This window comes from Streptomyces pseudovenezuelae (assembly GCF_001513955.1).
GTDB lineage: Bacteria > Actinomycetota > Actinomycetes > Streptomycetales > Streptomycetaceae > Streptomyces > Streptomyces pseudovenezuelae.
In genome coordinates, this window is the sequence record NZ_KQ948148.1 from 64,466 (window position 1) to 87,141 (window position 22,676).

Below are 22,676 nucleotides of genomic sequence, written 5' to 3' on the forward strand. Positions count from 1 at the left end.
GGTGATTGAAGGGGCGTTCGCCTGCCGTCGGCCGAATTCCTCTCACGACGTCCGTACACGGTTCACGACTCGGCCTTGCGGTGCACCCGCGCGACCCAGTCCGCCGGTTTGGCGATCTCCGTCTTGGTCGGGAGGGTGTTGGGTGAGGTCCACACGCGGTTGAAGCCGTCCATGCCGACCTGGTCGACGACGGCCCGCACGAAGCGTTCGCCGTCGCGGTACTGCCGGAGCTTGGCGTCCAGGCCGAGCAGCTTGCGCAGGGCCATGTCCAGGCGGGAGGCGCCCTTGGCCCGCCGCTGCTGGAACTTCTCGCGGATCTCGGCGACGCTCGGCACGACGGCCGGACCCACTCCGTCCATGACGAAGTCGGCGTGGCCCTCCAGGAGGGACATCACGGCGGTGAGGCGGCCGAGGATCTCCCGCTGCGCGGGCGTCTGCACGATCTCCACGAGGGAGCGCCCGCCGTCCTCGTCCTCCTCGCCCTCGGGCCGGCCGCCGGCCAGCGACTGGGCGGCCTCCCGGATGCGCTCCAGGACGGTCATGGGGTCGACCTCGGTCTCCCCCAGGAACGACTGGATTTCGCCCTCCAGGTGGTCGCGCAGCCAGGGCACGGCCGTGAACTGGGTGCGGTGCGTCTCCTCGTGCAGACACACCCACAGGCGGAAGTCGTGGGGCTGGACGTCGAGTTCACGCTCCACGTGCACGATGTTCGGGGCCACCAGGAGGAGTCGGCCGCCGCCGTTCTCCCCCGCCGGGAGTTCGCGGGTGGCCGGGGCGAAGGTCTCGTACTGGCCGAGGACCCGGGACGACAGGAACGACAGCAGCATGCCGAGTTCGACGCCGGTCACCTTGCCGCCGACGGCGCCGAGGACCGCGCCGCCGGGGGTGCTGCCGCGCCGCTCCTGCATCTTCTCCAGGAGCGGCTTGAGGATCTCCCTGAACCCGGCGACGTTCGCCCGGACCCAGCCCGGACGGTCGACGACGAGCACGGGAGTGTCGTGGACGCCTTCCGTACCCATCCGGGTGAAGCCCCGGACGTGTTCCTCGGAGGCCTTGGCGTGCCGGCGCAGTTCCGCGACGACGGCCCGGGCCTCGTCGCGGCTCACGTCGGGGCCCGGCCGTACGAGCCGGGTCGCGGTCGCCACCGCGAGATTCCAGTCGACCATCTCGGCACCACCGATGCTCGTCATGCGTCAACCGTACGTGAGCGGTCCCGCTTGGGGCAGGCCGCGCGGGAGGGCAACGCGGACGCCGGGTCAGCCGCAGCCGCAGGCGGCCAGCGCCGAGGCCGTGCGGTCCAGCGCGCTCTGCGCCGCCCCCGGGTCCGTGGTGTCCGCGGTCAGGAACGCGAAGGCCAGCAGCCGGCCGTCCTGGTCGACGACCGTCCCGGCCAGGGTGTTCACCCCGGTCAGGGTGCCCGTCTTGGCCCGTACGACCCCTGCCGCGCCGTCGGTGTAACGGCTGGTCAGAGTGCCGGTGAAGCCCGCCACCGGGAGGCCGGTGAGGACGGGGCGCAGTTCCGGCCGGTCCGGGTCGCCCGCCTTCACCAGCAGGGCGGTCAGCAGGTTCGCCGTGAGCCGGTCGGCACGGTCGAGTCCGCTGCCGTCGTGGAACTGGGCGCCGGCGAGCGGGAGTCCGAGCTTTCTGAGCCGGTCGCGGATGGCGGTGCCGCCGCCCTCGAAGTCGGCGCGCTGCCGGTCCGCCACGGCGGTCTGGCGGGCGAGGGCCTCGGCGATGTCGTTGTCGCTGTTGGTCAGCATGCGTTCGACCAGGGCGGACAAGGGCGGTGAGGAGACCTGGGCGAGGTTCTCGGCGCGCCCGGTCGCCTTGGAGGGGCCGGGGGACGTCGTCCTGATGCCGTCGTCCGCCAGGAAGCGCGCGAACGTGCGGGAAGCGTCCGCCGCCGGGTCGCTCACGCGCGCGACGGGGCCGCTCGCGGAGTCGTCGGTGCGGGCCTCGTCCGCCATCAACGCGCTGACGGGGGCGAGGTTGTCGTTGACCCCGATCGGGTGGATCTCGGAACCCGCGTACAGGGTCTTGTCGTAGGACAGCGTGACGGCCGCGATGCCTCGTTTCTTGAGGGCCGCGGCGGTCTCGTGGGCCAGTTCGCGCAGGCTCGCCCACCCTCCCCCACCGTCCTCGCGGGCGGTGAGCGTGGGGTCGCCGCCGCCGACGAGGACGAGTTCCTGGGTGTCGGGTTCCAGGGCCGTGCGCGTGGTGAGGCGGTGGTCGGCGCCGAGGGCGGACAGGGCGGCGACGGCGGTGGCGATCTTCGTGGTGGAGGCGGGGATCAGGGCCGTGCCGGCGCCCGCGCCGTAGAGCCGCCTGCCGCTGGCGACGTCCACGACGACCGCCGTGTGGCGGGCGCCGAGCGCGGTGTTGCCGAGGAGCGGGCCGAGGACGGCGGCCAGGGCTTTTCCGGTGGGGGCGGACTTGACCGTGTTGGCCCCGCCGCCCAGTGCGGTGAGCACGGACGCGGCGCTCGGGGCGGGGCGCGGACCGGCGGCCGTCGTGCCGGAATCACCTGCGTGATCTGTGCCACCCGTCCGTTCGAGGGCGACCGCCCGGTCCCGCTCGGCCGTACGCTGACCCGAGGAGTCCCACGGACCGGCGGCGGTCACCACGGTGGCGGCCAGCGCCAGACCGGCGGTGGCGGCGCCCGCGGAGTACTGCCAGGTCTTGACGGTCTCCGGCCGGGTCATCCCGGTGAACCGTGTGACCTGCGGTTTCACGGCGGCGGCGGTCCGTGCCAGATACGGCCGTACGGTATCCGTGGCCCGGGTCAGTCCCGGGCGTACGGCGTCCGCGGCGCGTGCCAGACGCGGTCGTACGGCGTTCGCGATCCGCGTCACCCGCGGTCCCGCGGCCCGCCAAGGCCTCAGTTCAGGCACGACCAACAGCCCCTTTCGCGATCACACACCTGCGTGAGGGACACTTAACCACCAGAACTATGTGTTGATCATGGAGGAGCCACCGGTGGAGTTCGACGTCACGATCGAGATCCCGAAGGGTTCGCGGAACAAGTACGAGGTGGACCACGAGACCGGTCGGATCCGCCTGGACCGTCGACTCTTCACCTCGACCGCCTACCCGACCGACTACGGATTCGTCGAGAACACCCTCGGCGAGGACGGCGACCCGCTGGACGCGCTGGTCATTCTTGACGAGCCGACGTTCCCGGGCTGTCTCATCAAGTGCCGTGCGATCGGCATGTTCCGCATGACGGACGAGGCGGGCGGCGACGACAAGCTGCTGTGCGTCCCGGCGACGGACCCGCGCGTGGAGCACCTGCGCGACATCCACCACGTCTCGGAGTTCGACCGCCTGGAGATCCAGCACTTCTTCGAGGTCTACAAGGACCTGGAGCCCGGCAAGTCCGTCGAGGGCGCCGACTGGGTCGGCCGCGTGGACGCCGAGGCCGAGATCGAGCGGTCCTACAAGCGCTTCAAGGACCAGGGCGGCCACTGAGCGCCGTGTCCCGGACGGGCCGCACGCGCACGCGTGCGGCCCGTTCGTGCGCCCGCGCATACTGAGGCTTACGGAATGTGTCGTTCAGGGAGCGTTACGGAGTGACGGAGGCGGAGCACCGCAAGCCGCAGTCGGACGAGGCCAGGAGTTTCTACGACTCCGAGATCACGTCCGAGTTCGCCCTTCCCGACGGGTTCGCCGTGCCGAGAACCGTCGGGGGTGAACCGGAGACCACGTCCGAGTTCGCGTTGCCCAAGGGGCTGGAGGTTCCGCAGTCGCCGGCCGCGGAGCCGGAGGGCTCGGCGTTCAACACGCCTCGCACCTACCGCGCGAAGGACGCGCCGCCCGCGTTCACGCCGGCGACCGGCATCCCGGTGGTCAGTCTCACCAAGGACCTGCCCTGGCAGGACCGGATGCGCACGATGCTGCGGATGCCGGTGGCCGAGCGGCCCGCGCCGGAGCCGGTGCAGAAGTCCGAGGACGACGCCGGTCCTGCCGTCCCGCGCGTGCTCGACCTGACCCTGCGTATCGGCGAGTTGCTGCTCGCGGGCGGTGAGGGCGCGGAGGACGTGGAGGCGGCGATGTTCGCCGTCTGCCGGTCCTACGGCCTGGACCGCTGCGAGCCGAACGTCACCTTCACGCTGCTGTCGATCTCGTACCAGCCCTCGCTCGTGGACGACCCCGTGACGGCCTCCAGGACGGTGCGGCGGCGCGGTACCGACTACACGCGCCTGGCGGCCGTGTTCCGGCTCGTGGACGACCTCAGCGACCCCGAGACGGCCATCTCCCTGGAGGACGCCTACCGGCGCCTCGCGGAGATCCGCCGCAACCGGCACCCGTATCCGACCTGGGTGCTCACCTCGGCCAGCGGGCTGCTCGCGGGCGCGGCCTCGGTGCTGGTCGGCGGTGACCTGCTGGTGTTCGTGGCGGCCATGCTGGGCGCCATGCTCGGCGACCGGCTGGCGTGGCTGTGCGCCGGGCGCGGGCTGCCGGAGTTCTACCAGTTCACGGTCGCCGCGATGCCGCCCGCGGCGATCGGGATCGCGCTGACGCTGGCCCACGTGGACGTGAAGGCGTCCGCGGTCATCACCGGTGGGCTGTTCGCGCTGCTGCCCGGACGGGCGCTGGTGGCGGGCGTCCAGGACGGCCTGACCGGCTTCTACATCACCGCGTCGGCCCGGCTCCTGGAGGTCATGTACTTCTTCGTGGGCATCGTGGTGGGCGTGCTGGTGATGCTCTATGTCGGGGTGCAGCTGGGGGCGCATCTCAATCCCGACGAGGCACTGTCGACGGATCCGCGGCCGTTGTGGCAGATCGCGGCGTCGATGCTGCTGTCGCTGACCTTCGCGGTGCTGTTGCAGCAGGAACGATCCACCGTGCTGGCCGTCACCCTGAACGGCGGTGTCGCGTGGTGTGTGTACGGCGCGATGCGCTACACCGGCGAGTTCTCCCCGGTCGCCTCCACGGCGGTGGCTGCGGGGCTGGTGGGGTTGTTCGGGCAGCTGCTGTCGCGGTACCGGTTCGCTTCCGCACTGCCGTACACGACCGCGGCGATCGGGCCCCTGCTGCCGGGTTCCGCCACGTACTTCGGGCTGTTGTCGATCGCCGGGAACGAGGTCGACGAGGGACTGGTGTCCCTGTCGAAGGCGGCGGCGCTCGCCATGGCCATCGCCATCGGGGTCAACCTGGGGTCCGAGATCTCCCGGCTGTTCCTGAGGGTCGGTTCCGCGGGCAAGCGCCGGGCCGCCAAGCGGACGCGGGGGTTCTGAGCTTCGGCGGCCGCGCCCCTCTGTGGGTCTCAGTAGCCCTGGTTGTACGGGTTCTGCTGGTTCTCCTGGCCGTAAGGCTGCTGGCCATAGCTCTGCTGCTGGCCGTAGCCCTGCTGCGGGTACTGCTGGGCGTACGGCTGCTGGGCGTACGGCTGCTGCTGGCCGTAGTACTGCTGGGGCGGCTGCTGCCCGTCCTCGGACGGGATGCGGCGCAGCTGGGTGGTCGCGTCGTCCATGGGCTGGTACGGCTGCTGGGGCGGGGCCTGCGCGGCCGCCTTCTTCTTCTTGGAGCGCTCGCGCAGGTACTCGATGAGGATCGGGACCACCGAGACCAGGACGATCAGGACCAGGATCGCCTCGACGTTCTTCTTGATGGCGTCGATCTGGCCGAGCCAGTAGCCGGCGAGGGTGACGCCGGTGCCCCAGGCCACGCCGCCGATGACGTTGTACGTCAGGAAGGTGCGGTACTTCATCCGGCCGGCGCCCGCCACGATGGGGGCGAAGGTCCGCACGATCGGGACGAACCGGGCCAGGACGATGGCCTTGGGGCCGAACTTCTCCATGAACTCGTGGGCCTTCTCCAGGTTCTCCTGCTTGAAGAGCTTGGAGTTGGGGCGGCTGAAGAGCCGCGGGCCGAAGAACTTGCCGATCATGTAGCCGACCTGGTCGCCGAGGACGGCCGCGAGCACGATGAGCGCGCACACCAGCCACAGGGGCTGGCTGATGAAGGTGCCCTCGGCCACGAAGAGACCCGCCGTGAACAGCAGGGAGTCACCCGGCAGGAACGCGAAGAGACCCGACTCGGCGAAGACGATCAGCAGGATTCCGGGGAGGCTGAAGGTCTCGATCAGGTAGTCGGGGCTGAGCCACTCGGGGCCGAGCGCGAGCGTGGTCACGGGATTGTGGCTCCTGCGTGTGGGGATCGGGCTGGGACTGGCTGCCCTCAAGTATCAACGCAGCCGCGGTGGCCCAGGTTCCATGGGGGTCCTCAGGATGCACTGTGCGCCGTCCGGGACAAAGCTGTGAGCCATGGGTATTGAAGAATACGGCGGCGGTCAGGGGCCTCGGCCCGACGTGCTCGTGGTGACCACGAACGACGTACCCGGTCACCGGGTCCAGGAGGTGCTGGGCGAGGTCTTCGGGTTGACCGTGCGCTCCCGGCACATCGGCAGCCAGATCGGCGCCGGCCTGAAGTCGATGGTCGGCGGCGAGCTCAAGGGACTCACCAAGACACTGGTGCAGACCCGCAACCAGGCCATGGAGCGGCTCGTCGAGCAGGCACGCGCGCGGGGCGCGAACGCCGTGCTGATGTTCCGCTTCGACGTGACCGAGGCGGCGGACGTCGGCACGGAGGTGTGCGCCTACGGCACGGCGGTGGTCCTGACCCGGGAGCCGTAGCCCCCGGGTCAGGCGTTCTACCCGGTGTGCCGGGCCGCGTTCGCCCTGATCGCGTCCCTGAGATGCTCGGCCAGACCCGGGCGCATGGAGTCGTAGAACGCCTTGAAGCGCTCGTCCGACACGTACATCTCGGCCAGGCCCTGGTGCATCTCGTACGGGCAGTCGTAGAACCAGCCGCAGATGTGCTGCCGGTGCTCCTCCGCCATGTCCATGGCCGTCGGCGAGGTGGGCGCCTCACCGACGGCCATCAGGGCGTCGTAGCGCTCGCCCCAGTCGGCCACCTCGGCCTGCATGCGCTGCCAGTCGTCCTTGGTGTAGCGCGCGGTGCGGCGCTGCGACTCGGCGTACGCCTGTGTGCCGCCCCAGCGCTGCTCCGCCTCCTCGGCGTACCGCTCCGGGTCCTTGTCCCCGAACACCTCGAACTTCTCCTCCGGCGTGAGGTCGATTCCCATCGTGCGTGCCTCCATGGCGTGCTCCACGGCCGTCGCCATCTTCTGCAGCTTCTCGATCCGGGCGGTCAGCAGCTCGTGCTGGCGGCGCAGGTGCGCGCGCGGGTCCGCGGCCGGGTCGTCGAGCAGGGCGGCGACCTCGTCGAGCGGGAAGCCGAGCTCGCGGTAGAACAGGATCTGCTGCAGCCGGTCGAGGTCGGCGTCGCTGTAGCGCCGGTGACCCGCGTGGCTGCGCTCGCCGGGGGCGAGCAGGCCGATGTCGTCGTAGTGGTGCAGCGTGCGCACCGTGACGCCGGCGAAGCCCGCGACCTGTCCCACGGAATAGCTCACTTCGTCCGCTCCCTTCTCGGTACGCGCTCCACGGTGGCTCCTCACGCCGCGTGAGGTGCAAGTGGATCCCCTCAGAATGTCCTGACCGTTTTGTCCGCTTATCGTGAGCGGGTGGCCCAGGACACCGCGCAGCAGGCATCCGCCGCCCCGGCGACCCCGGCGCGCGCTCTGCTGCCGCTGATCCTCCCCGCTCTCGTCGTCGGGGTGGGTGCGAGTCTGCTGCTCCTCGGGGTGAGCGGGGCGGCCGAGGAGCTCCAGCACGTGCTGTGGGGCGATCTGCCGGACGCACTGGGGGTGGGCCGGTACTCGGTGCTGTGGATGCTGGTCATGCTCACCGCGACCGGGGTGGCCGTAGGTCTGGTGGTGTGGAAGGTCCCCGGGCACGCCGGTCCGGACCCGGCGACCACCGGGCTGGACGCTCCCGTGCTGCCGGTCGCCGTGCTGCCGGGGCTCCTGCTGGCGACCGCGCTGATGCTCGCGGGCGGGCCGAGTCTGGGACCCGAGAACCCGATCATCGCGGTGAACGTGGGGCTCGCCTTCTGGCTCGGGCGCCGGCTGTCCCCGCGGTTGCCGCGCGGGCTGTGGCCCGCGCTGGCGGAGGCGGCGACGATCGGCGCGCTGTTCGGGACGCCGGTGGCGGCGGCGCTGGTGATCTCCGAGGCGCTGGCCGGACGGCAGCTCAGGGGCGCGCTGTGGGACAGCGTCTTCGGGCCGCTGCTGGCGGCCGCGACCGGCGCGCTGACGACCACGGTGCTGGCCCATCCGAGCTTCGACCTGCGGCTGCCCGCCTTCGGGCGGCCCGGCTGGGCCGATCTGCTGGCGGTGCTGGTGATCGCGCCGGCCGCCGCACTGCTCGGCATGGCGGCCGTGCTGGCCTTCGCCCACGTCCACGGCGCGTTCGCGCGGCTCAGGCACCCGATGCTGATGCTGCCCGTCGGCGGGCTCGTACTGGGGCTGCTCGGGGCCCTGGGCGGCCGTCTGACGCTCTTCAAGGGGCTCGACGAGATCGACGAGCTGGCGGCCGACCCGACGGGGTGGTCGGCCGGACAGTTCGCCGGCATGGCGGTGGTGAAGCTGGCGGCGCTGCTCGTCGCGGCCTCCTGCGGCTTCCGGGGCGGGCGGATTTTCCCGGCCGTGTTCGTCGGTGTCGCCTTCGGACTGTGCGCCCACGCGCTCGTGGACGCCGTGCACCCGGCCCTCGGCGTGGCGGCCGGGGTGCTGGGCGTCCTGCTCGCCGTCACCCGGCAGGCCTGGGTGAGCCTGTTCACCGCCGCCGTACTGGTGGCCTCGCCCGCGATCCTCGCGCTGCTGTGCATCGCCTCCCTGCCGGCCTGGCTGCTGGTCACGGGGCGACCGCAGATGCAGTTGCGCGAGGACGGAACCCCTGTCCGCTGACCGACGTTGATCCCTTCAGGAGGCACGCCCATGCCACTGCACAAAGGTTCCGACAAGCCCGACGAGCGCCCGCTGTCCGTCAATCCCTTCTACGGCGAGGCCGATCCGGTCGGCGGCATGACCGAGGCCCCGCCCAAGCACCGGCTCCCCACCTCCCCCCTGCCACCCTCGACCGCCTACCAGGTGGTCCACGACGAGCTGATGCTCGACGGCAACTCCCGGCTCAATCTCGCCACCTTCGTCACGACCTGGATGGAACCGCAGGCCGGGGTCCTGATGGGTGAGTGCCGGGACAAGAACATGATCGACAAGGACGAGTACCCGCGTACCGCCGAGCTGGAGCGGCGCTGTGTGGCGATGCTCGCCGACCTGTGGAACGCGCCGGATCCCTCGACGGCGGTGGGCTGTTCGACGACCGGGTCCAGCGAGGCGTGCATGCTCGCGGGCATGGCGCTCAAGCGGCGCTGGGCCCAGCGCAACGCCGACCGGTACCCGGGCGCGCGGCCCAACCTGGTCATGGGGGTCAACGTCCAGGTGTGCTGGGAGAAGTTCTGCAACTTCTGGGAGGTGGAGGCCCGTCTGGTGCCCATGGAGGGCGAGCGCTTCCACCTCGACCCGCAGGCCGCCGCCGAGCTGTGCGACGAGAACACCATCGGGGTCGTGGGCATCCTCGGCTCCACCTTCGACGGCTCCTACGAACCGATCGCCGACCTGTGCGCGGCGCTCGACGCCCTCCAGGAGCGCACCGGTCTGGACATCCCCGTCCACGTCGACGGGGCGTCCGGGGCCATGGTCGCCCCCTTCCTCGACGAGGACCTGGTGTGGGACTTCCGGCTGCCCAGGGTCGCCTCCATCAACACCTCGGGGCACAAGTACGGGCTGGTCTACCCCGGTGTCGGCTGGGCGCTGTGGCGGGACAAGGAGGCCCTGCCCGAGGAGCTCGTGTTCCGCGTGAACTACCTGGGCGGCGACATGCCCACCTTCGCGCTGAACTTCTCCCGGCCCGGCGCCCAGGTCGTCGCGCAGTACTACACCTTCCTCCGGCTGGGCCGCGAGGGCTACCGGGCGGTGCAGCAGTCCACGCGTGACGTGGCCCGGGGCGTCGCCGAACGGGTCGAGGCGCTCGGCGACTTCCGGCTGCTGACCCGCGGCGACGAACTCCCGGTGTTCGCGTTCACGACCGCCCCGGACGTCCAGGCCTTCGACGTCTTCGACGTCTCCCGGCGGCTGCGCGAGCGGGGCTGGCTGGTGCCGGCGTACACCTTCCCGGCGAACCGCGAGGACCTGTCGGTGCTGCGGGTGGTGTGCCGCAACGGCTTCTCGACCGACCTCGCCGACATGTTCGTGGACGACCTGGGAAGCCTGCTGCCCGAACTGCGCCGCCAGCCGCACCCGTCCACCGACAGCAAGGGCGCGGCGACCGGGTTCCACCACTAGGGCCTTTCGTTTGGGTCAGGCCGGCCGCAGATGTGCGTGCCAGACCCCGCGACGCCGGGCTGATCCGAACGACAGGCCCTATTAGGGTCTCGACCTGGCCGAGAGGCGGTTTCCCGGGGATTCATTGGGCAGGGTCACACTGATCAGCCGATGTCCCCGGGGTGCCGCTCCCCCGTCGCGTAGGGGTTCTCCTCGCCGTCGGCGAGGACGCCCACGAACGGGGCGCCCTCTCCCGCGAAGGTGTACGCCCCGTCCTCGATGCGGGCGATGAGCCCCTGGGTCCACTCGGCCTCGGCGTCGGCCGTGTGGATCCAGAGGTTCATGATCTCGCCGATGTGGCCGAGCCGCTCGGTGCCCTCCTCGGGCACGTAGTGCCCGGTGACGGCGGAGCGCCACTCCTCGATGCGCCGGACGCGCTCCTTGAGCAGCGACACCGCCTCCGCGCGCGGAAGGTCGACCATGAAGCCGATCGCCGCCGACTTGATGTCCGTCTTCTGGTCGTAGGCGGTCAGCGCCTCCCGCACCAGCCGCAGGTACTCCTCGGTGCCCAGGTCGGTGATCTCGTACTCGGTGCGCGGCGGGCCGCCGGCCGTGGAGGGTGCGATCTCGTGCGCGTACAGCAGCCCCTGCTTCGCCATCTGCTTCAGGGCGTGGTAGATCGAGCCGGGCTTGGCGTTGGACCACTCGTGCGCGCCCCAGTACTCCAGGTCGCCGCGCACCTGGTAGCCATGGGCCCGCCCGTGCTGGCGCACCGCGCCGAGCACGAGGAGACGGATCGTTGACATGCGGTCCAGGTTATGGCTTCCTCACTGCGCGGCGAGGGCCACCAGCTCGAACGCCGTCTTCCCGTCCAGGGACTCGCGGATGATGTCGGCGTGGCCGGCGTGCCGGGCCGTCTCGCGGATCAGGTGCAGCAGCACCCAGCGCACGGAGACGCGGCCCTCGGGCGGGAACCAGGGCTGGTCCGGGAGCGGGAAGGTCTCGTCGAGGCTCGGCACCGAGCGGGCGAACGCCTCCGTCTCGGCGGCCACCTTCTCCCAGTACGCCAGCTGCGACTCGACGGTCTCGTCGCCGACCAGGGCGAAACACTCGTGCCAGTTCGACGGCTCCCGGCGCACGGCCGGCTCCTCGCCCTTGGCGCGGGCGATCCAGCTCTGCTCGACCTCGGCGACATGCTTGAGCAGCCCGCCCAGGGACAGCTCGCTCACGCTGGGCTTCGCGGCGGCCTGCTCGTCCGTCAGCCCGAGCAGCGAGCGCCGGATCCCGCCGCGCTGCTCCTCCAGGAAGGCCAGGAGCGCGCCGCGCTCGTCGCCGTACTCCTCCGAGGGAACGTGAGTGACCATGACCGCCGCCTTTCGCCGGATGCGGGGGCCTTCCCCCCGACACCTGCCAAGCTACGGGCCCTTCAGGACAGGTTCTGTCCTGAAGGGCCCGTGGCGGGCGTCGAATGCCGGACGTCAGAACGGGAAGCCGCTGCGGCCGTGCTGGACCGAGATCCACTTGGTGGTGGTGAAGGAGTCCAGCATGGTGTCGCCGTTCAGGCGGCCGATGCCGGAGTGCTTCTCGCCGCCGAAGGGGACGATCGGCTCGTCGTGGACGGTGCCGTCGTTGACGTGGAACATGCCGGTGTCGATCTGCTTGGCGAAGGCGACACCGCGCTCGATGTCCGCGGTGTGGACGGCGCCGCTGAGGCCGTACGGGGTGTCGTTGACCAGGCGGACCGCCTCCTCCTCGCCGTCGAAGGTGACGAGGAGGGCGACCGGGCCGAAGAGCTCCTGCCGGAGCAGGGGCGAGTCGGCGGGCAGGTCCGTGAGGACGGAGGGCTCGACCAGGTTGTCCCTCCTGGTGCCGTGGATCAGCGCGGTCGCGCCCTCGGCGATCGCCTGCTCCACGGCGCCCGAGACCGCCTCCGCCTGCGAGGAGTTGATGATCGGGCCGATGACCGTCTCGGGGTCGCGCGGGTCGCCGGCCTTCAGGGTCCGCACCTTGGCGACGAACTTCTCGGTGAACTCCTCGGCGACCGTACGGTCGACCAGGATGCGGTTGGCGGCCATGCAGACCTGGCCCTGGTGGACGTACCGGCTGAAGACGGCGGCGTCCACCGCGTAGTCGATGTCGGCGTCGTCGAGGACCACGAGGGCGCTGTTGCCGCCCAGTTCCAGGACCGAGCGCTTGAAGTGCTGGGCGCAGACGGTGGCCACGTGGCGGCCGACCTTGTCGGAGCCGGTGAAGGAGATGACCTTCGGGACCGGGTGCTCCAGGAAGGCGTCGCCGATCTCGGCGATGTCGGTGATGACGACGTTGAGCAGACCGGCGGGCAGCCCCGCGTCCTCGAAGATCTTCGCGACCAGGGAGCCGCCGACGACCGGCGTGTTCTGGTGCGGCTTGAGGACGACGGCGTTGCCGAGCGCGAGCGCGGGGGCGACCGACTTGATCGACAGCAGGAAGGGGAAGTTGAAGGGGCTGATCACGCCCACGACACCGACCGGCACGCGGTAGACGCGGTTCTCCTTGCCGTCCACCGGTGAGGGGATGATCCTGCCCTCGGGGCGCAGCGCCAGGTTGACCGCCTCGCGCAGGAACTCCTTGGCGAGGTGGAGTTCGAAACCGGCCTTAAGGCGGGTGCCGCCGAGCTCCGCGATGATCGCCTCGGCGATCTCCCCCTCGCGCTCCTCGATCAGCCGGAGCGCCTTCTCGAACACCGCGCGGCGGGCGTAGGGGTTGGTCCGGGCCCACTTCTTCTGCGCCCGGGCGGCGGCCCGGTACGCCTCGTCGACCTCGTCGACCGTGGCTATCGTGATCGACGCCAGCTTCTCGTCGTCGTACGGGTTGAAGTCGATGATGTCCCAGGAGCCTGTGCCCGGGCGCCACTCACCGTCGATGTACTGCTGGGCCAGGTCGGTGAAGTACGACGACATGTGATCCCCAAATCACTAGCAGACACACGATCAACGTCACGGTCTGATCACACGTCATCGTACTTGCGCGGCACGCCAGTTGGGCACGCTGAGCAATCTTCTGGGGAGAACCCTCGAAGGGTTGGTGGAGATCCCGCGCGCTCAGGAGAGCTGGAGGAGGCCGCGCAGCAGATCCCGGCTCTCGTCGGGGCCCGGACTGTCCTGCTGGAGCTCCTTCATGGCCTTCTCGTACTGCGTGACGTCCTCGCGCTTGTCCAGGTAGAGCGCGCTGGTGAGCTGCTCCAGGTAGACGACGTCCGTCAGGTCGGACTCAGTGAAGCTGAGGATGGTGAAGGCGCCGCTCTCACCGGAGTGGCCGCCGAAGCCGAAGGGCATGATCTGCAGCCGCACGTTGGGGCGCTCGGAGACGTCGATGAGGTGCTGGAGCTGGCCCCGCATCACCTGGCGGTCACCGTACGGACGACGCAGGGACGCCTCGTCGAGCACCACGTGGAACTCGGGACCACTGTCGTCGGCCAGGTACTTCTGCCGCTCCAGGCGCAGCGCCACGCGCTTCTCGACGTCCGCCGCGCTCGCGCCCTTCATCCCGCGCCGCACCACTGCACGTGCATACGCCTCGGTCTGCAGCAGACCGTGGATGAACTGGACTTCGTACACGCGGATGAGGGAGGCCGCGCCCTCCAGGCCCACATAGGTGGGGAACCAGCTCGGCAGGACGTCGGAGTAACTGTGCCACCACCCCGCGACGTTGGCCTCGCGGGCGAGGGAGAGGAGCGAGGCCCGCTCCTGCTCGTCCGTGATGCCGTACAGCGTCAACAGGTCTTCCACGTCACGCGTCTTGAAGCTCACCCGGCCCAACTCCATCCGGCTGATCTTCGACTCGGACGCGCGGATCGAGTAGCCCGCCGCCTCGCGCGTGATGCCCCGTGCCTCACGCAGCCGCCTGAGTTGCGAGCCGAGCAGCATCCGCCGCACCACCGATCCGGGCTCTCCCGCGCTCACGTTCGCCAGCCTCCCCAACGTCTTCAGGGGCCGAAGTCTGCCACTAAAACACTCCGAGCAGTACTCGTCCGATTACAGATATGGAAAGAAGCCAAAGATTCTGCACAGCACCGAGACAGGTAGTGGGGAGGAAGAGGCAAGAAACAGTGGAGAAGATGGCGGAAAAAATGGCCAACAAGCGGTACGGGTATGGCCAATTCGGTCACGTGCACGTGCATCTGCACCTTGCATCTGCATCGCTCATCCGAAACCATGGTCCCGCGCAACCGCTGCATCGCAACGACCGCGAGTTCCCGGGAGTGCCTCGCATGGGGATGAATGGATCGACCATGCTCGAGCCGTTAAGGCAGGGCCTTCCGCCGCTGGATCCCGCGGCCGTGTCCGACGCCGCCTCCTGTTCCCTGCCCGCCCGCTACGAAGCGGTGGGCGACGCACGGAGGTTCACCCGCAGAACGCTCGACCAGTGGGAACTGGGCGACCACTTCGACGACATCTGTCTCGTGGTCTCCGAGCTGGTCACCAACGCGCTGCGGCACGCGATGCCGGCGCATGGCGGGCACCACGGGGAGCACAATCCGCCCGTGCGGCTGCACTTGATGCGGTGGACCGAGCGGCTGGTGTGCGCGGTGCGCGACCCCAGTCAGGACAGTCCGGTCGCACGCGACTCCGACGACTTCTCGGCGGAGTCGGGGCGCGGGCTGTTCCTCGTCGACTCCTTCAGCGACAGCTGGGGCTGGCACCCGATGGCGGGGACGCTGGGCGGCAAGGTGGTCTGGGCGCTGTTCCGGCTCCAGCCGCACCCGGGCCCGGCCGCCGCTTCCACCGAGTGACGCACGGCGGCGTTTTCCGATGTGCCGGTTCTACGCGCGTTACTCGGTGCGTGAAGACGGTTACCGCGGGTCACCCAGCCGTGCGGTGGATCAACCCGCTATCAGGTGGTCGAACTCGCCGTCCTTGATACCGAGGAGCATCGCCTCGATCTCCGCGCGCGTGTAGACGAGCGCGGGGCCGTCCGGGAAGCGGGAGTTGCGAACCGCAACTCCCCCGTCCGGCAGGCGCGCGAACTCCACGCAGGATCCCTGCGAGTTGCTGTGTCTGCTCTTCTGCCAGGCCACCCCGCGCAGATCCGTGGCCGTCATGCCGTTGTACACGTCGAGGTCCACAGGTCGCTCCCCGGTGGTGCGGTGGCCTTGTGGCCAGTGATGCAGTAATCAACTGGTCCGGATCATAGCTCTGTTCACGTGCAGATGCATGAGCAGATGCACGTGCACGAGGGGTGTTCCTGCGGTTACAGATGTGACGTGTGGGGTACTGGATACGTTCCATCGTGTGCCCCAGAGCGCGCATCACATGCGTCCGCCAGCCCCCGTCCATGATCGTCCGGGCCCTCGGCTGAGCGGGTCGTCGGGATTCGAATCCCTCGTGCACTAGGAAGAGACGCGTACCGCGCCCTTCCTGTTCCACGTTCCATGTGACGGTCCAGTGAGCCGAGTTGGCCGGATCGACATCGGCCCACCGGAGGCTCGGCATCCGCTGCGGCTCGTGGGCGAGAACCTCCACCTCGACGGTGCCCGAGAAGTTCGCGTCGAGCCGCGGCACGGAGGTCATGGTGTACCGGTGCCCGACCTCCAGCCGGAACGCCTCCGCCCTCTGCATTTGCCACTGCACGAGCAGTTCGGGCTCGGCGAGGTCGTCGTCGGGTGCGTTGCTCGCGTCACGCCATCGTCGAGCGTACGGTCCAGCAGGGCGCCCAGGTCCTTCAGCCGGCCGCGCCAGAACCGCTCGTGCGGCTGGAGCCAGTCCTGCACCTCGGCGAGCGGGGCCGCCTCCAGCCGGTGGATGCGCTGCCGTCCGGAGCGCTGCTCGGAGACGAGGCCGGCCTCGCGCAGCACCTTCAGATGCTCGGACAGGCTCGGGCGCCGCATGTCGAAGTGGTCGGCCAGGACCTGGACGGGCTGCCTCGGTGGTCCCGGCCCCGGCTCCTGGTGCGGTCGGTCATGCCGGCCTTCCTGCTGGTGTGCCTCCGTCAGCAGCATCAGGCCGTTGCCGTCGGGGTCCGTGAAGGAGGCCATGCGGCCCCACGGGAGCTCGTCGGGTCCCCTGCACGGGAGTTCCGGCCTCCGCGAGCCGCGCGCAGTCCGCGTCGACGTCGGTCGTGACCGATCCCCCGTGCCGAGCAATCCCCTACCTATTGGGCCTCACCGGCTGGAATAGGGCAGCAATGCCATCTCGCGGGCGTTCTTGACGGCGCGGGCGAGCTGTCGTTGCTGTTGGGCCGACACGCGGGTGACGCGGCGGCTGCGGATCTTGCCGCGGTCGGAGACGAACTTCCGCAGCAGGTCGGTGTCCTTGTAGTCGATGAAGGTGATCCCGGCCGCGTCCAGCGGGTTGGGCCGGTTCTTGACGGGCTTGCGCTCGGGCTTGCGAGGCATCAGACCTCCAGGAGGGTGTCGAAGGCGGGCGGGAGCCGCTTCCAGGCGGCGCGCCCCGCGGCGTACTCGGCGTCGGTCAGCAGGCAGGACTCCAGGAGCCGTTCGAGTCCGTCGCGGTCGAGACCGGGCGAGGTGAAGACGAGGTGCTGGCAGCAGTCGCCGTGCTCGGGGTGCCAGTCCGTCGCGGCGGCGGCCCGGCGCACCGGCGGGACCAGGTCCCAGGCGGCGTCCGGGAGCGAGGCCAGCCACGGACCGGCGCTCTCCACGCACAGCGCACCCCCGGCCGCGTCCCAGTGCAGCAGCACGTCCGGCTTGTCGGCGAGCCAGAACCGGCCCCGGCTGCGGGCGGCCGCGCAGGTGATGTCCTCCAGGGCCTCGTACAGCCGCTCCGGGTGGAAGGGCCGGCGGCGGTGCCACACGAGCGTGGCGACACCGTGCGCGTCGGCCTCGGCGGGCAGCAGGGCGCAGGCCGGGTGCTGGGCCGCCGCCGCGGACTCCACGTCGAAGCCGGCGAGGGCGGCGCGGGCCAGGGGCGAGTGCGCGGAGCGCCGTACCGGAAAGCGGGTGCCTGCCTCGTCGACCGGTTCGGCGTCACGGACCGGGACCCGGCGGGCCGTCGGGTGGAGCTGGGCGAGGAGTTCGCGGTCCTCCTCGTCGGCCTCCGGGGAGTCGAGGACGGCGAGGACGGGGGCGTACTCCAGCTGGCGGGCGAAGGTGTCGGCGACCGTGCGCTGGTCCGTGGCCGCGGCGGCGAGACCGCGGTCGGCGAGGTCGTCGCCGTTGCCCAGATACGGCAGCACGAGCGCCGGGTCGACCGCGGTGATCACACCGGTGACCGTGAGTCCGGCGGCCGCGACCACCTCGGCCATCGCCTTGGGCTCGACGGAGTCCCACAGTTCGACGACCGCGAGGCGGAGCGTCCCGGCCGCGTCCAGGCGGCGCAGCTCCGGGACCAGGTCCTCCCGGAGCGCGCAGCACGCGCAGTCGTTGACCAGGGGCGCCTCGCCGGCGGACAGGACGCCGGAGGCGTCGCGGACCGTGCGTACGACGGTGCCGGCCGCGGCGGTCGCCAGGTCGTGGTGGAGGACGACGCTGCCCGGCACGTCGGCGAGCAGCTGCCCGACGGCCGCCTTGCGCGCGTCGGCGTGCAGCCCGCCGACGATCACGACGGAGAGCATCAGCCCTTCTTTCCGTACCGGCGCTCGAAGCGCTCCACGCGGCCGGCGGTGTCCAGGACGCGGGCCGTGCCGGTGTAGAAGGGGTGGCTGACGTCGGAGATCTCGACGTCCACGACCGGGTAGGTGCGGCCGTCCTCCCACTCGACGGTCTTCTCGCTCGTCATCGTCGAGCGGGTCAGGAAGGCGTGGCCGGCGGCGCGGTCACGGAAGACGACGGGGCCGTAGGCGGGGTGGATCGACTGGCGCATGACGGTCAGCGCTCCTCTCGGAAGTCGACGTGGCGGCCGGCGACCGGGTCGTACTTCCGCAGGGTCATGCGGTCCGGGTCGTTGCGGCGGTTCTTGCGGGTCACATAGGTGAAGCCGGTCCCGGCGGTGGACCGCAGCCTGACGACCGGGCGGAGTTCGTTGCGTGCCATGCTGCTATCTTACTGAAAATGAATTCCATTTACACAACTGCTCCGAGAGAGGTGCATCACCCCGTGTCCGCCCACTGCATGCTGACCGGCGCCCGGCCCGGCTTCGGCAACCGCATCTCGTACTCCCACCGGCGCACCTCGCGCCGCTTCGACCCCAACATCCAGTCCAAGCGCTACTGGCTGCCGAGCGAGGGCCGGTACGTGCGGCTGCGGCTGAGCACCAAGGGCATCAAAACCGTCGACACGATCGGCGTCGAGGCGGCCGTGGCGCGGATCCGCGCGCGCGGTGTGCGGATCTGAGGGGAGCACCGGTATGGCGAAGAAGAGCAAGATCGCGAAGAACGGGAAGCGCCAGGAGATCGTCGCGCGGTACGCCGAGCGGCGGGCCGAGCTGAAGGAGATCATCCGCCGGCCCTCCTCCTCGGAGGCCGAACGGCTGGCCGCGCAGGCGGAGTTGCGGCGTCAGCCGCGGGACGCGAGCGCCACGCGCGTGCGCAACCGCGACCAGATCGACGGACGGCCGCGCGGCTACTTCCGGGCCTTCGGACTGTCCCGGGTGAGCCTGCGCGGACAGGCGCACGCGGGATACCTGCCAGGTGTCCGCAAATCCTCCTGGTAACTCTCACGGGTGGTGCTGGTAGCTTGCTGCGGTCGTCCGGCCGACCACTACAGCTTGGAGCTTCCAGTGACTTCGGCGATCCTCTCGCGCACCGTGTCGGTTCGGCGGGCCGCGCTCGCGGCCGCGGGGCTGACGGGCGTGCTCGTCCTGACCGCGTGCAGCGGCGGGGGCTCCGACGACGACACGTCGCCCAGCTCCAGCGCCTCCGCGTCGTCCACCGCGTCCGCCTCCGGCGGTACGTCGTCCGCGGCGTCCGGTGAGGTGGCGGGCAGCTGGCTGGCCACCACCGGCGGCAAGGCAGTGGCGCTCCTGGTCAACGGCGACCAGGCCGGCCTCTTCGCCACCGGCGGCACGGTGTGCAGCGGTAGCGCGAGCGCGGACCGCATCCGCCTCAAGTGCACGGACGGCAGCACGGACCGGGCCGACGGGACGGTCGTGTCGGTCGGCAGGACCAAGCTGAAGGTGCGGTGGTCGGGCGGTCTCGGCACCGAGACCTACACCCGGGCCGAGGGCGGCCGGATGCCGAGCGGGCTGCCGACGGCGAGCCTCGGGTCGTAGCCCGGCACAACAGTGGGGGCGGGCAACCGTGGTGTCCCGCGATGCGTGATGATCCATGCACCGGATCGCTCACACAGAGGACTTCACATGCGCGCCGCCCCCCTCGCCGTCACGGCCCTCGCCGCCGCCCTGCTCCTGACCGGCTGCTCCGGTGACGGCGACGGCTCCGGCGGTGACAGCGCCGCCGCGAGCCCGAGCAACGGCACCACGTGCCGGATCGGCGCCATGGACGTGGAGGTCGGCCCCGCCAGCGTCGCCCCCGCCGCCGGGGACACCGGCAACATCCCCGTCACGCTCACCAACCAGAGCGCCGAGTGCACGCTGGACGGCTTCCCCGGCATCGACCTGAACGCCGCGGACTCGTCGGCGAGCCTCTCGCCCGCGGAGGGGGCCAAAGCCAGGAAGCTGACCCTGGCCAAGGGCACGGCCGCCACCTTCACCCTCACGTACACGCGCGGAGAGGCCGGCGGCAAGGCGAGCCTCGACGTGAAGACACTGGCGATCGGCCTGCCGGGAGCCGACACCCAGAAGAGCTTCAAGTGGTCGTACGGGCCGGTCCAGGGCCAGGGCGGCAGCGCCGATCACCCGACCGCCTCGGTCGGCGCCTTCACTCAGGCCGGAGACTGAGCCGGGGCCGGTTGCCGACCTGCGCCCGGTCGGCCGCCCGGGCGCCCTCGGTCCAGCCCGCCTCGTCGCTGACGCCGCGCAACCGGGTCGTGGTGGTCCGCGGGAACATCCGTTCCGTACGGTCGGTGACGGCGACCTCGCGGGAGGCGAGGACCGGCAGCAGGTCGTCGGTCACCGGGGCCTCGGCGGCGGTGCGCAGGCGGTCGCCGACGCGGTGGGCGTAGGCCGCGAGGAAGGACTGCCGGAAGGTCTTGGTGCGCCCCCGGCCGCCCGCCCGCTGGGCCGCCTCCGCCTTCGCCATCGCGGACTGCGCCTGCACGAGCAGCGAGGTGTACAGGAGTTCGACCGCCACGAGGTCGCCCTCGAAGCCGACGACCGTGGAGAAGGCGAACGGTTCGTTCCACACCGCCCGGCAGTGGTTGGCCGTGGCGACGGCGTCGAGGAGCACCGCCTTGGCCTGCTCGTACGGCGGCTCGACCCCGATCCGGCAGGCGCCGGGGGTGTCCTTCGCGGGCGCCCGGGCGTCGAGCAGCGCCTCGTCCACACTGTGCCGGGCCATCAGCTCCTGCGCCTTGGCGGTGAGCGCCTCCGCCTCTTCGGGGTAGCCGGTCGCCTCCGCCTTGGCGAGCAGCGCGCGGATCCGGCCGAGCGTGCGGGCGTCACCCCGGTGCTCCCTGTGCCCGGACCGGGGGTCCTCCAGCGGCTCCAGCGCGGGCAGGCGCAGCAGCAGGCGGTACAGCTCCAGTACGACGGTGGCGTGCGTGAAGCGGTCGGCGCGGGCGGCGTGCTCGTCGGGCTCCTCCAGCTGGGCGAGCTGGGCGGTCCAGCGGGGGCCGCGCGGGCGGTCGTCGGGGGCCTGTGCGCGGATCAGGGCCCCGGCGAGCCGCACATGGGTGCCGTCCAGTTCGCGCCGCACGATCCGTACGACGTCGGCGGGCTGCCAGCCGCGCCGCCAGGCCTGCGCCACGAACTCGGCGCCGCGCCGGGCCAGTTCGGCGTCCGTCGCGGGGTCGGCGGCGAGGAGGGAGGCACCGGTGTCCAGGGCGGTGTCGTCGTCGGCGTAGAGGGCGGCCCGGAAGGCGCGGTCGACGGTGCCGGCCGGGTCGCCGTGCGGGTCGCCGTTCTTGCTGCTGCTCACGGGGCGATCGTCTCACCCTGCGAAAATCGGTCGCCCACGCGCGTGTGCCGCTTCGAGCATGGCGGCATGGTGGACATGTCTCTGTACGCGGCCTTTCTCGTCGCCGCCTTCGCGCTCTGTGTCACTCCCGGCCCCGACATGATGTTCATCGTGGCGACGGGCGGCCGGGGCGGACCCGCCGCGGGGGTGATGGCCGCGTTCGGCGTGGCCTGCGCCATGTTCGTGCACACGGTGGCGGCGGCGCTCGGCCTGTCGGCCCTGTTCCACACCCTGCCGACGCTGTACCACGTGCTGCGCTGGGCGGGCGCGGCCTATCTGCTCCACCTGGCGGTGAAGGCGTTCCGGGACCGGTCGGTTCCGGGTGAGGGCGGGGACACCGGCGGCGAGGCGTCGATGCGCCGGGCCTTCTGGCAGGGTGCGGTCACCAATCTGCTCAACCCCAAGGTGATCCTGTTCAACGTGGCCTTCCTGCCCCAGTTCGTGGACCCCTCGCTCGGCCATGTGCCGGGCCAGTTGCTGCTGCTCGGGACGACGCTCGTCGTGATGGGGTTCCTGTGGGACGGCAGCGTGGGGCTGCTCTCCGGGCGGCTCGGGAACGTCCTGCGGCGCAGTGCGCGCGTGAACCGGTGGATGAACATCGCCTCGGGGACGGTGTTCACGGGGCTCGCGGTGCGACTGGCGGCCTCGCCGAAGTAGCGGCCAAGGGAGAGGCAACCTTAGGTTGACACCCCGGGGAGCGTCAACCTAAGGTTGACGCATGACGACGAATCCAGGCATCACGTCATCCGTACGGCTCGACGACCTCATCACGGCCATCAAGAAGGTCCATGTCGAGCCCCTCGACCAGCTCCAGGACGCGGTGATCGCCGCCGATCACCTCGGGGAGGTGGCCGACCATCTGATCGGCCACTTCGTGGACCAGGCCCGGCGTTCGGGGGCCTCCTGGACGGACATCGGCAGGAGCATGGGGGTCACCCGGCAGGCGGCGCAGAAGCGGTTCGTGCCGAAGGAGTCCGCGGACCTGAACGCCGACCAGGGCTTCAGCCGGTACACCACGCGGGCCCGCAACGTGGTGATGTCGGCCCACAACGCGGCCGTCACCGCCCGCAACCCCGAGGGCCGCCCCGAGCACCTCGTCCTCGGTCTGCTGGCCGAACCGGAGGGCCTCGCGGCCAAGGCGCTCCTCGCACAGGGGATCACCCTGGACGCCGTCCGCCGGGCCGCGACCGACGCGCTCCCACCGGCCGCCGAGGACGCCCCCGAGCTCGTCCCGTACGGCTCCGACGCCAAGAAGGTCCTCGAACTCACCTTCCGCGAGGCGCTGCGGCTGGGCCACAACTACATCGGCACCGAACACATCCTGCTCGCCCTCCTGGAGTTCGAGCACGGCACCGGGGTCCTGTCGGGCCTCGGCGTCGAGAAGGGCCCGGTGGAGGATGCCGTCACCAAGGAACTGGCGGAATATCTGAAGCTGCAGGGCGAGCGGGGCGAGCAGGGCTGAGGACACTCCGCGGGGGCGGCAGATGTCCGGAAGGTCCGT

At 70.9% G+C, this 22,676-nt stretch carries 26 protein-coding genes and 2 pseudogenes; 12 read left to right on the forward strand and 16 right to left on the reverse strand.

The genetic code is table 11. The features are described 5' to 3' along the window. Positions 1 to 62 precede the first annotated feature (62 nt). Both AQI94_RS20730 and dacB read right to left on the reverse strand, forming a co-directional pair. Positions 63 to 1,190 (reverse strand): zinc-dependent metalloprotease, encoded by a 1,128-nt coding sequence (locus AQI94_RS20730; RefSeq protein WP_031042701.1) that lies wholly within the window; start codon positions 1,188 to 1,190, stop codon positions 63 to 65. A 66-nt stretch (positions 1,191 to 1,256) separates the two neighbouring features. Further along, the gene (dacB, locus tag AQI94_RS20735; RefSeq protein ID WP_225890226.1) at positions 1,257 to 2,897 is read right to left on the reverse strand and encodes a D-alanyl-D-alanine carboxypeptidase/D-alanyl-D-alanine endopeptidase; all 1,641 of its coding nucleotides are present in this window, start codon (positions 2,895 to 2,897) and stop codon (positions 1,257 to 1,259) included. A 79-nt stretch (positions 2,898 to 2,976) separates the two neighbouring features. On the opposite strand from dacB, the gene AQI94_RS20740 reads away from it, so the two are divergent. Both AQI94_RS20740 and AQI94_RS20745 read left to right on the forward strand, forming a co-directional pair. Next, positions 2,977 to 3,468 carry an inorganic diphosphatase gene (locus AQI94_RS20740; protein WP_007383738.1) on the forward strand — a complete coding sequence of 164 codons (492 nt, stop codon included), beginning with the start codon at positions 2,977 to 2,979 and terminating at the stop codon, positions 3,466 to 3,468. 101 nt (positions 3,469 to 3,569) lie between these two features. After that, on the forward strand, positions 3,570 to 5,237 hold the full coding sequence (locus AQI94_RS20745) for a threonine/serine exporter family protein (protein ID WP_031042705.1): 1,668 nt from the start codon (positions 3,570 to 3,572) through the stop codon (positions 5,235 to 5,237). Positions 5,238 to 5,266: 29 nt separating this feature from the next. Here AQI94_RS20745 and AQI94_RS20750 read toward each other — a convergent pair whose 3' ends face one another. Further along, a complete protein-coding gene (locus AQI94_RS20750; RefSeq protein WP_031042708.1) occupies positions 5,267 to 6,133 on the reverse strand; it encodes a DedA family protein in 867 nt (288 codons plus the stop codon). A 133-nt stretch (positions 6,134 to 6,266) separates the two neighbouring features. Between AQI94_RS20750 and AQI94_RS20755 the strand changes: the two genes are divergently transcribed. Continuing rightward, positions 6,267 to 6,635 (forward strand): YbjQ family protein, encoded by a 369-nt coding sequence (locus AQI94_RS20755; RefSeq protein ID WP_031042712.1) that lies wholly within the window; start codon positions 6,267 to 6,269, stop codon positions 6,633 to 6,635. A 17-nt stretch (positions 6,636 to 6,652) separates the two neighbouring features. On the opposite strand, the gene AQI94_RS20760 is transcribed toward AQI94_RS20755, so the two are convergent. Then, on the reverse strand, positions 6,653 to 7,414 hold the full coding sequence (locus AQI94_RS20760) for a MerR family transcriptional regulator (RefSeq protein ID WP_031042713.1): 762 nt from the start codon (positions 7,412 to 7,414) through the stop codon (positions 6,653 to 6,655). 111 nt (positions 7,415 to 7,525) lie between these two features. Between AQI94_RS20760 and AQI94_RS20765 the strand changes: the two genes are divergently transcribed. Both AQI94_RS20765 and AQI94_RS20770 read left to right on the forward strand, forming a co-directional pair. After that, positions 7,526 to 8,809 (forward strand): ion channel protein, encoded by a 1,284-nt coding sequence (locus AQI94_RS20765; RefSeq protein WP_031042717.1) that lies wholly within the window; start codon positions 7,526 to 7,528, stop codon positions 8,807 to 8,809. 30 nt (positions 8,810 to 8,839) lie between these two features. Beyond that, positions 8,840 to 10,246, forward strand: coding sequence for a glutamate decarboxylase (locus AQI94_RS20770; RefSeq protein ID WP_031042720.1), 1,407 nt, complete (start codon positions 8,840 to 8,842; stop codon positions 10,244 to 10,246). Positions 10,247 to 10,389: 143 nt separating this feature from the next. On the opposite strand, the gene AQI94_RS20775 is transcribed toward AQI94_RS20770, so the two are convergent. The 4 genes from AQI94_RS20775 to AQI94_RS20790 all read right to left on the reverse strand — a co-directional run bounded on the left by AQI94_RS20775 (position 10,390) and on the right by AQI94_RS20790 (position 14,130). After that, positions 10,390 to 11,031, reverse strand: coding sequence for a PadR family transcriptional regulator (locus AQI94_RS20775; protein WP_031042724.1), 642 nt, complete (start codon positions 11,029 to 11,031; stop codon positions 10,390 to 10,392). Between the two features lie 21 nt (positions 11,032 to 11,052). Then, a complete protein-coding gene (locus AQI94_RS20780; protein ID WP_031042726.1) occupies positions 11,053 to 11,589 on the reverse strand; it encodes a DinB family protein in 537 nt (178 codons plus the stop codon). A 114-nt stretch (positions 11,590 to 11,703) separates the two neighbouring features. Further along, the gene (locus AQI94_RS20785) at positions 11,704 to 13,164 is read right to left on the reverse strand and encodes an aldehyde dehydrogenase family protein (protein ID WP_031042729.1); all 1,461 of its coding nucleotides are present in this window, start codon (positions 13,162 to 13,164) and stop codon (positions 11,704 to 11,706) included. Positions 13,165 to 13,305: 141 nt separating this feature from the next. Continuing rightward, on the reverse strand, positions 13,306 to 14,130 hold the full coding sequence (locus AQI94_RS20790) for a helix-turn-helix domain-containing protein (protein ID WP_031042732.1): 825 nt from the start codon (positions 14,128 to 14,130) through the stop codon (positions 13,306 to 13,308). A gap of 365 nt (positions 14,131 to 14,495) precedes the next feature. On the opposite strand from AQI94_RS20790, the gene AQI94_RS20795 reads away from it, so the two are divergent. Next, the gene (locus AQI94_RS20795) at positions 14,496 to 14,996 is read left to right on the forward strand and encodes an ATP-binding protein (RefSeq protein WP_037941956.1); all 501 of its coding nucleotides are present in this window, start codon (positions 14,496 to 14,498) and stop codon (positions 14,994 to 14,996) included. Between the two features lie 90 nt (positions 14,997 to 15,086). Here AQI94_RS20795 and AQI94_RS20800 read toward each other — a convergent pair whose 3' ends face one another. From AQI94_RS20800 to rpmG, 7 genes and pseudogenes are all read right to left on the reverse strand, one after another. Continuing rightward, positions 15,087 to 15,329, reverse strand: a complete 243-nt coding sequence (locus AQI94_RS20800) for a DUF397 domain-containing protein (RefSeq protein ID WP_031042736.1) — start codon at positions 15,327 to 15,329, stop codon at positions 15,087 to 15,089. Between the two features lie 223 nt (positions 15,330 to 15,552). Then, a pseudogene (locus AQI94_RS42930) lies at positions 15,553 to 15,822 on the reverse strand (SRPBCC family protein); the annotation flags it as partial. Then, positions 15,771 to 16,124: pseudogene (locus tag AQI94_RS20805) on the reverse strand (ArsR/SmtB family transcription factor); the annotation flags it as partial. The pseudogenes AQI94_RS20805 and AQI94_RS42930, both read right to left, overlap by 52 nt. A gap of 240 nt (positions 16,125 to 16,364) precedes the next feature. Continuing rightward, a complete protein-coding gene (gene rpsR, locus AQI94_RS20810) occupies positions 16,365 to 16,598 on the reverse strand; it encodes a 30S ribosomal protein S18 (protein ID WP_031042739.1) in 234 nt (77 codons plus the stop codon). Next, entirely contained in the window at positions 16,598 to 17,776 is a 1,179-nt protein-coding gene (locus AQI94_RS20815) for a CobW family GTP-binding protein (RefSeq protein WP_062229874.1), read from the reverse strand. Before AQI94_RS20815 ends, rpsR begins: the two co-directional genes overlap by 1 nt. Then, positions 17,776 to 18,024, reverse strand: a complete 249-nt coding sequence (locus tag AQI94_RS20820; RefSeq protein WP_031051728.1) for a type B 50S ribosomal protein L31 — start codon at positions 18,022 to 18,024, stop codon at positions 17,776 to 17,778. Before AQI94_RS20820 ends, AQI94_RS20815 begins: the two co-directional genes overlap by 1 nt. A gap of 5 nt (positions 18,025 to 18,029) precedes the next feature. After that, positions 18,030 to 18,194: a 50S ribosomal protein L33 gene (rpmG, locus tag AQI94_RS20825; protein WP_007383717.1), complete on the reverse strand. Its 165-nt coding sequence runs from the start codon at positions 18,192 to 18,194 to the stop codon at positions 18,030 to 18,032. A gap of 63 nt (positions 18,195 to 18,257) precedes the next feature. Between rpmG and rpmB the strand changes: the two genes are divergently transcribed. The 4 genes from rpmB (at position 18,258) to AQI94_RS20845 (ending at position 19,998) form a co-directional block, all read left to right on the forward strand. After that, complete coding sequence (gene rpmB / locus AQI94_RS20830) at positions 18,258 to 18,494, forward strand: 50S ribosomal protein L28 (RefSeq protein ID WP_031051730.1); 237 nt, start codon at positions 18,258 to 18,260, stop codon at positions 18,492 to 18,494. Positions 18,495 to 18,507: 13 nt separating this feature from the next. Then, a complete protein-coding gene (gene rpsN / locus AQI94_RS20835) occupies positions 18,508 to 18,813 on the forward strand; it encodes a 30S ribosomal protein S14 (RefSeq protein ID WP_031051732.1) in 306 nt (101 codons plus the stop codon). Between the two features lie 66 nt (positions 18,814 to 18,879). Continuing rightward, positions 18,880 to 19,371 carry a hypothetical protein gene (locus tag AQI94_RS20840; RefSeq protein ID WP_031051734.1) on the forward strand — a complete coding sequence of 164 codons (492 nt, stop codon included), beginning with the start codon at positions 18,880 to 18,882 and terminating at the stop codon, positions 19,369 to 19,371. Positions 19,372 to 19,458: 87 nt separating this feature from the next. After that, entirely contained in the window at positions 19,459 to 19,998 is a 540-nt protein-coding gene (locus AQI94_RS20845) for a DUF4232 domain-containing protein (protein WP_031051736.1), read from the forward strand. On the opposite strand, the gene AQI94_RS20850 is transcribed toward AQI94_RS20845, so the two are convergent. Further along, complete coding sequence (locus AQI94_RS20850; RefSeq protein ID WP_031051738.1) at positions 19,979 to 21,136, reverse strand: DUF2786 domain-containing protein; 1,158 nt, start codon at positions 21,134 to 21,136, stop codon at positions 19,979 to 19,981. The two genes, AQI94_RS20845 and AQI94_RS20850, sit on opposite strands and share 20 nt — an antisense overlap. A gap of 66 nt (positions 21,137 to 21,202) precedes the next feature. On the opposite strand from AQI94_RS20850, the gene AQI94_RS20855 reads away from it, so the two are divergent. Then, on the forward strand, positions 21,203 to 21,832 hold the full coding sequence (locus AQI94_RS20855) for a LysE family translocator (RefSeq protein WP_031051740.1): 630 nt from the start codon (positions 21,203 to 21,205) through the stop codon (positions 21,830 to 21,832). Positions 21,833 to 21,893: 61 nt separating this feature from the next. Beyond that, complete coding sequence (locus AQI94_RS20860; RefSeq protein ID WP_031051742.1) at positions 21,894 to 22,637, forward strand: Clp protease N-terminal domain-containing protein; 744 nt, start codon at positions 21,894 to 21,896, stop codon at positions 22,635 to 22,637. Positions 22,638 to 22,676: the final 39 nt, after the last annotated feature.